This window comes from Streptomyces sp. WAC04114, from assembly GCF_019733245.1.
Lineage (GTDB): Bacteria > Actinomycetota > Actinomycetes > Streptomycetales > Streptomycetaceae > Streptomyces > Streptomyces massasporeus_A.
Genome location: NZ_JAIGQA010000103.1, coordinates 22764 through 29152 on the forward strand (window position 1 = coordinate 22764; position 6389 = coordinate 29152).

Genomic DNA, 6389 nt, shown 5'->3' on the forward strand with positions numbered 1-6389 from the left:
GCGAGCAGCGCGCGTCACGAGACGCGACGGACACGGCACGGCAGCAGCACGCGTCACGAGCCGCGACAGACAGGCAAGGCCCGTCATGAGTCGGAAGCAGGGGAAGCAGGGGATGTCATGAGTCGCTCGGACCCGGCCCACACCCACGACCCGGCCCGCCCGCACCTCGCCCCCGCCCGCCTGCTCGACATCGATCCGCTGCTGGAGGACCCGGAGACCCGGATCGTGGTCTGCTGCGGCTCGGGCGGGGTCGGCAAGACCACCACCGCGGCGGCCCTGGGCCTGCGCGCGGCCGAGCGGGGCCGCAAGGTGGTCGTCCTGACCATCGACCCGGCCCGCCGGCTGGCCCAGTCCATGGGCATCGACTCCCTCGACAACACCCCGCGCCGGGTGAAGGGAGTCGACGACTCCGCGGGCGGCGAGCTGCACGCGATGATGCTCGACATGAAGCGCACCTTCGACGAGATCGTCGAGGCGCACGCGGACGGCGAGCGGGCGGCCGCCATCCTGGGCAACCCCTTCTACCAGTCGCTCTCGGCGGGCTTCGCGGGCACGCAGGAGTACATGGCGATGGAGAAGCTCGGGCAACTGCGCGCCCGGGACGAGTGGGACCTGATCGTCGTCGACACCCCGCCCTCCCGTTCGGCGCTGGACTTCCTGGACGCGCCCAAGCGGCTCGGGTCGTTCCTGGACGGCCGGCTGATCCGGCTGCTGACGGCACCGGCGAAGCTGGGCGGCCGCGCCGGGATGAAGTTCCTGAACGTCGGGATGTCGATGATGACCGGCACCCTCGGCAAGCTGCTCGGCGGTCAGCTCCTCAAGGACGTCCAGACGTTCGTGTCCGCGATGGACACCACCTTCGGCGGCTTCCGCACGCGAGCCGACGCGACGTACAAGCTGCTCCAAGCGCCCGGCACGGCGTTCCTCGTGGTGGCGGCCCCGGAGCGGGACGCGCTGCGCGAGGCCGCGTACTTCGTGGAGCGGCTGGCCGCCGAGGACATGCCGCTCGCCGGTCTGGTGCTCAACCGGGTGCACGGCAGCGGCGCCGACCGGCTGTCGGCCGAGCGGGCGCTCGCCGCCGCGGAAAATCTTGAAGAGCTCCGCATTGTGGATCAGGAGAGCGGGAAAGCAAGACTTCGTAACTCCCCCGACACACACGACAGTTCAGACTCTCCCACGTCCGCAACACCAGCTCGGTCCCCGGCATCGGCTCCCGAGGGTGGCTCCCCCACCGAAGACACCGAGCATGCCGAGGACACCGCACACGCCGCGGACACCGAGGGCCCCGAGCGGTCCGTCGACCAGCTCACCGCGGGCCTGCTGAGGCTGCACGCCGATCGCATGCAGCTGCTCTCCCGTGAGCAGCGCACGCGTGACCGCTTCACCGCGCTCCACCCCGAGGTGGCCGTGACGGAAGTGGCCGCGCTGCCCGGCGACGTGCACGACCTCGCGGGCCTGCGCGACATCGGCGACCGCCTCGCGGCCGACGAGCGCGAACTGCCCGACCCAGCCGACCTGCCGGAGCCGCCTGAGGCGAGTGCCTGAGGCGCGCGCACCCGAGGGACGTGCCCGGAGGACAACCCGGCGAGGGCGAACAACGCGTAGGTGGAAGAACCCGTAGGTGATGGCGAAGGGCCCGAACAGGGCCCTCGAACCCGGACCTGGGGAGCTCCCCTGCGTGAGGGACTCCTCAGCTCACCGCTCAGCTCACCGCCGCGTAGTTCTCGTAGATCTCGTCGTCGTCGAGCGGCAGGACACCGCACCCCCGCTCGTACTCCGTGCGCGCCGTTTCCAGCAGCCGGCGCCAGGAGGTCACCGTGGGACGCCTGCGCAGCAGTGCGCGGCGCTCCCGCTCCGTCATGCCTCCCCACACGCCGAACTCGACGCGATTGTCGAGCGCGTCGGCCAGGCACTCCGTGCGCACCGGGCATCCCGTGCACACCGCCTTGGCCCTGTTCTGCGCTGCTCCTTGAACGAACAGTTCATCCGGATCGGTAGTGCGGCAGGCCGCCTGCGCACTCCAGTCGACTACCCAGCCCATACCGGCGCCGTCCTCTCCCGAATCGAGGCTCCCCCACGGCGGCAGCGGCATATTCACCGCCGCCAGTTGAGGACGTTACGGAAGGTGGGCACAGCGCAACACCCCCTTCGGGCCCAATCTTGAATGGCCCGAACGGACTATGGGTAAGCGGCAGATCACCCGGGGGAGTGAGCTGGCGACATACGTAACTTTCCCGACGAAACGGGACAGTTCAGTTGCGTCACATGGGACGCCGTATGACACACAAGGCGGATTCGGACACGGCCCCATCAAAAAAGTTGGGGAACACCCGGAACGATTCGGGGTCGTCGGACGTATTGATACGTGACCTCACTGCTGTGACAGTTGAGAGCAGCTTAGGCCAAGGCCTGTACGCCTGTCCGGCGAATGAGAACGTAGGCTGCCCTCATGCCAAAGAAGCGCTCGGGCGGTGGTCTGTCTCCCACGCAGCAGGCCGCCAAGTTCCTCGGTGTCAGTGTCCTCGCGGGAGCCGTGCTGGCCGGCATCGCCCTCCCCGCGGTGGGCGCGCTGGGGCTGGCGGCCAAGGGATCGGTCGAGAGCTTCGACGAGCTCCCGGCCAACATGAAGACCCCGCCGCTGAGTCAGCGCACCACGATCCTCGACGCCGACGGCGGCCAGATCGCCACGGTCTACTCGCGCGACCGCACGGTGGTCCCCCTCAAGGACATCTCGCCGTACATGCAGAAGGCGATCGTCGCGATCGAGGACTCGCGCTTCTACCAGCACGGCGCGGTCGACCTGAAGGGCGTCCTGCGCGCCCTCAACAAGAACGCGCAGACCGGCGGAGTCTCCGAGGGCGCCTCCACGCTGACGCAGCAGTACGTGAAGAACGTCTTCATCGAGGAGGCGGGCAACGACCCGACGAAGGTCGCGCAGGCCACCCAGCAGACCATCGGCCGCAAGATCCGCGAGCTCAAGTACGCGATCCAGGTCGAGGAGGAGCTGGGCAAGAAGAAGATCCTCGAGAACTACCTGAACATCACGTTCTTCGGCCAGCAGGCCTACGGCGTCGAGGCCGCCGCCCAGCGCTACTTCTCCAAGTCCGCCAAGGACCTCGGCGTGGAGCAGGCGGCCCTGCTGGCCGGCATCGTCCAGTCGCCCAGCCGGTACGACCCGGTCAACGACGAGGCGGAGGCCACCAAGCGCCGCAACACCGTGCTGCAGCGCATGGCGGCCGTCGGCGACATCTCCCGGGCGCAGGCCGCCGACGCGATGAAGGCGCCGCTCGGCCTGAAGGTCAGCAAGCCCAAGAACGGCTGCATCACGGCGGTCAAGGGTGCGGGCTTCTTCTGTGACTACGTGCGCGAGGTCTTCCTGACCGACCCGGTCTTCGGCAAGACCAAGGAGCAACGCGCGAAGATTTGGAACCAGGGCGGCCTCACCATCCGCACGACCATGGACCCGCAGTCCCAGAAGGCGGCGCAGCGGTCGATCAAGGATCACGTCTACAAGAGCGACGAGGTGGCCACCGCCGCCTCCATCGTCCAGCCCGGCACCGGCAAGATCCTCGCCATGGGCCAGTCGCGTCCCTACGGCTTCAAGAAGAACGAGACGCAGATCAACCTCTCCGTCGACCAGTCGATGGGCGGCGGCATGGGCTACCAGCCCGGTTCGACGTTCAAGCCGATCGTGGCCGCCGCGGCCCTCGAGGACGGCATGGCGGCGAACAAGGTGTACTCGTCGCCGTACCAGATGGCGTACCCGAGCCCGGTCTCGGCCTGTGACGGCAAGCGGTGGGTGAACGACCCCAACAGCCCGGCGAAGCTCCAGAACGAGAACTCCTCCGAGGTCGGCCCGTACGACATGCGGGAGGCGACCGCCAAGTCGGTCAACACATACTACGTGCAGATGATCAGCGACATCGGCATCTGCCCGGTGACGACGATGGCCAAGAAGATGGGCGTCGTGCGGGCCGACGGCGACAAGATGCCGCAAGTGCCCTCTATCGCCCTCGGCACCCAGGAGATGTCCCCGCTGACCATGGCGAACGCGTACGCGACCTTCGCCTCGCGCGGCATGTACTGCACGCCGATCGCCATGGAGTCGGTCAACCGGCGGGTCGGTGACAAGACCACGTCGATGGAGGTCCCGAAGTCGACCTGCTCGCGCGCGATGTCGGAGAACACCGCCGACACGATCAACACGCTGCTGAAGGGCGTCGTCGAGGACGGTACGGGTACGAAGGCGGGCCTCGGCAGCCGTCCCAGCGCCGGCAAGACCGGTACGACGGACGAGCGCTACGCGGCCTGGTTCGTGGGCTACACACCGAACATGGCCGGTGCGGTCTGGGTCGGCGACCCGGCGCACAAGCGGAAGATGTCCGGCATCACCATCGGCGGCCGGTCGTACGGCAAGGTCTTCGGTGGCGAGGTCCCCGGTCCGATCTGGCGCGACATGATGTCCGGCGCGCTGGAGGGCAAGCCCGTCGAGAACTTCAACTCCGTCCACATCCCCGACAGCAAGCCCCGGGACCGCGGTGACGGCGACGGGGACGGCGGCCGTGACGACGGAGGCAACGGCGACAACGGCGACGACGGCTTCATCGGCGGCCTGATCGGCGGCAACAACGGCGGAGGCGGCGACGAGCCCACCCCCTCGTTCTCCATCCCGGAGGGGTTCATCCGGGGGCAGGGCAACGGCGGGAACGGCAACGGCGGCCGGTCCGGCTGAGCCGACGGCGTGACCTGACCGGCCTGACGCGACAAAACGGCCCCCTCTCACCCGCATGGGTGGGAGGGGGCCGTCTTCGTTCTGAGACGTGCGTGCCAGAGGATCAGCCCGCCAGCAGCTTCTTCACCGCGGCGGCGACGCGGCCGCCCTCGGCCTGCCCGGTCACCTTCGGGTTCACGATCTTCATGACCGCACCCATGGCCCGAGGCCCCTCCGCACCGGCCGCCTTCGCCTCTTCGACGGCCTGGGCGACGATCTCCTGGAGCTGCTCGTCCGACAGCTGCTGCGGAAGGTACGTGGCGAGGACCTCGCCCTCCGCCTTCTCCCGCTGGGCCTGCTCGGCCCGACCACCCTGCGCGAAGGCGTCGGCCGCCTCACGCCGCTTCTTCGCCTCCCGGGTGATCACCTTCTGCACCTCGTCGTCGGAGAGCTCGCGCTTCTCCTTGCCCGCGACCTCCTCCTTGGTGATCGCGGCGAGCGTCAGCCGGAGCGTCGAGGAGCGCAGCTCGTCGCGCTCCTTGATCGCAACGTTGAGGTCTTCCTGCAGCTTCGACTTGAGCGTGGTCATGGGGTCGATTGTCGCAGGTGCGGGAGGAGCGGCGCCCCTCGATTTGTGGGGCCGGCGTCTAATGCCCGGTGCCGTCAGGGGATTTCGGGGGCACCGCCCCGGCACGGGCGACGGTCCGGGTCTGACACGATGGCCGTATGCGCGCGCGATATGGAGTACCCCTGGGAATCGCGGCGGCTGGCGCCGCCGGACTGCTGTACTCGGCGGGCTTCGAGGCCCGCTCCTTCCGCCTGCGCCGGGTCACCGTCCCGGTCCTGCCCCCGGGTATGCGTCCCCTGCGTGTGCTGCAGGTCTCCGACATCCACATGGTCGGAGGCCAGCGCAAGAAGCAGCGCTGGCTGCGGTCCCTGGCGGGCCTGCGCCCCGACTTCGTGATCAACACGGGCGACAACCTCTCCGACCCGGAGGCCGTCCCAGAGGTCCTGGACGCACTCGGCCCCCTGATGGAGTTCCCGGGCGCGTACGTCTTCGGCTCCAACGACTACTACGGCCCCAAGCTGCGCAACCCCGCCCTCTACCTGCTCGAGAGGGCCCAGGGCCGCCACGGGCTCAACGGCAACGCCCCGGCCGAGGGCGTGGTGCACAACCCGTGGGAGGACCTGCGGGACGGTTTCGACGCGGCGGGCTGGCTCAACCTGACCAACACGCGCGGCGAGCTCAAGCTCGAGGGTGGCTCGGTGGAGCTCACGGGCCTGGACGACCCGCACATCAAGCGGGACCGCTACGCGCAGGTGGCGGGCGGCCCGTCCGAGGCGGCGGACTTCTCGATGGGCGTCGTACACGCGCCGTACCTGCGCACCCTGGACGCCTTCACGGCCGACGCCTACCCCCTGATCCTGGCCGGCCACACCCACGGCGGCCAGCTGTGCATCCCCTTCTACGGCGCCCTGGTCACCAACTGCGACCTGGACACGGACCGGGTGAAGGGCCTGTCCACGCACATGGCGGAGGGCCATACGTCGTACCTCCACGTGTCGGCGGGCTGCGGCACGAACCGCTACACACCGGTGAGGTTCGCGTGCCCGCCGACACGTGGAGGTACGACGTATGGTCCTCCGCCATGTGCGTGTACAGGCCCTTCACCCGGTC

At 69.0% G+C, this 6389-nt stretch carries 5 protein-coding genes; 3 read left to right on the forward strand and 2 right to left on the reverse strand.

The annotated features are described in order from the left end of the window. Nucleotides 1-117: 117 nt before the first annotated feature. The gene (locus K4G64_RS24230) at nt 118-1545 is read left to right on the forward strand and encodes an ArsA family ATPase (RefSeq protein ID WP_221758120.1); all 1428 of its coding nucleotides are present in this window, start codon (nt 118-120) and stop codon (nt 1543-1545) included. A 157-nt stretch (nt 1546-1702) separates the two neighbouring features. On the opposite strand, the gene wblA is transcribed toward K4G64_RS24230, so the two are convergent. Further along, nucleotides 1703-2041: a transcriptional regulator WblA gene (gene wblA / locus K4G64_RS24235; RefSeq protein ID WP_030846174.1), complete on the reverse strand. Its 339-nt coding sequence runs from the start codon at nt 2039-2041 to the stop codon at nt 1703-1705. A gap of 408 nt (nt 2042-2449) precedes the next feature. Between wblA and K4G64_RS24240 the strand changes: the two genes are divergently transcribed. After that, nucleotides 2450-4732 (forward strand): transglycosylase domain-containing protein, encoded by a 2283-nt coding sequence (locus tag K4G64_RS24240; protein ID WP_221758121.1) that lies wholly within the window; start codon nt 2450-2452, stop codon nt 4730-4732. A 103-nt stretch (nt 4733-4835) separates the two neighbouring features. Here K4G64_RS24240 and K4G64_RS24245 read toward each other — a convergent pair whose 3' ends face one another. Beyond that, nucleotides 4836-5300, reverse strand: coding sequence for a GatB/YqeY domain-containing protein (locus K4G64_RS24245; protein WP_221758122.1), 465 nt, complete (start codon nt 5298-5300; stop codon nt 4836-4838). A 137-nt stretch (nt 5301-5437) separates the two neighbouring features. Here K4G64_RS24245 and K4G64_RS24250 point away from each other — a divergent pair. Continuing rightward, nucleotides 5438-6389: metallophosphoesterase (locus K4G64_RS24250; protein WP_260460895.1), on the forward strand; the 952-nt coding region annotated here is incomplete at its 3' end.

Bases quoted from the DNA above. Each gene is read 5' to 3' on its own strand.
- K4G64_RS24230 (WP_221758120.1), top strand. From the start codon at position 118: ATGAGTCGCTCGGACCCGGCCCACACCCACGACCCGGCCCGCCCGCAC.
- wblA (WP_030846174.1), bottom strand. From the start codon at position 2,041: ATGGGCTGGGTAGTCGACTGGAGTGCGCAGGCGGCCTGCCGCACTACC.
- K4G64_RS24240 (WP_221758121.1), top strand. From the start codon at position 2,450: ATGCCAAAGAAGCGCTCGGGCGGTGGTCTGTCTCCCACGCAGCAGGCC.
- K4G64_RS24245 (WP_221758122.1), bottom strand. From the start codon at position 5,300: ATGACCACGCTCAAGTCGAAGCTGCAGGAAGACCTCAACGTTGCGATC.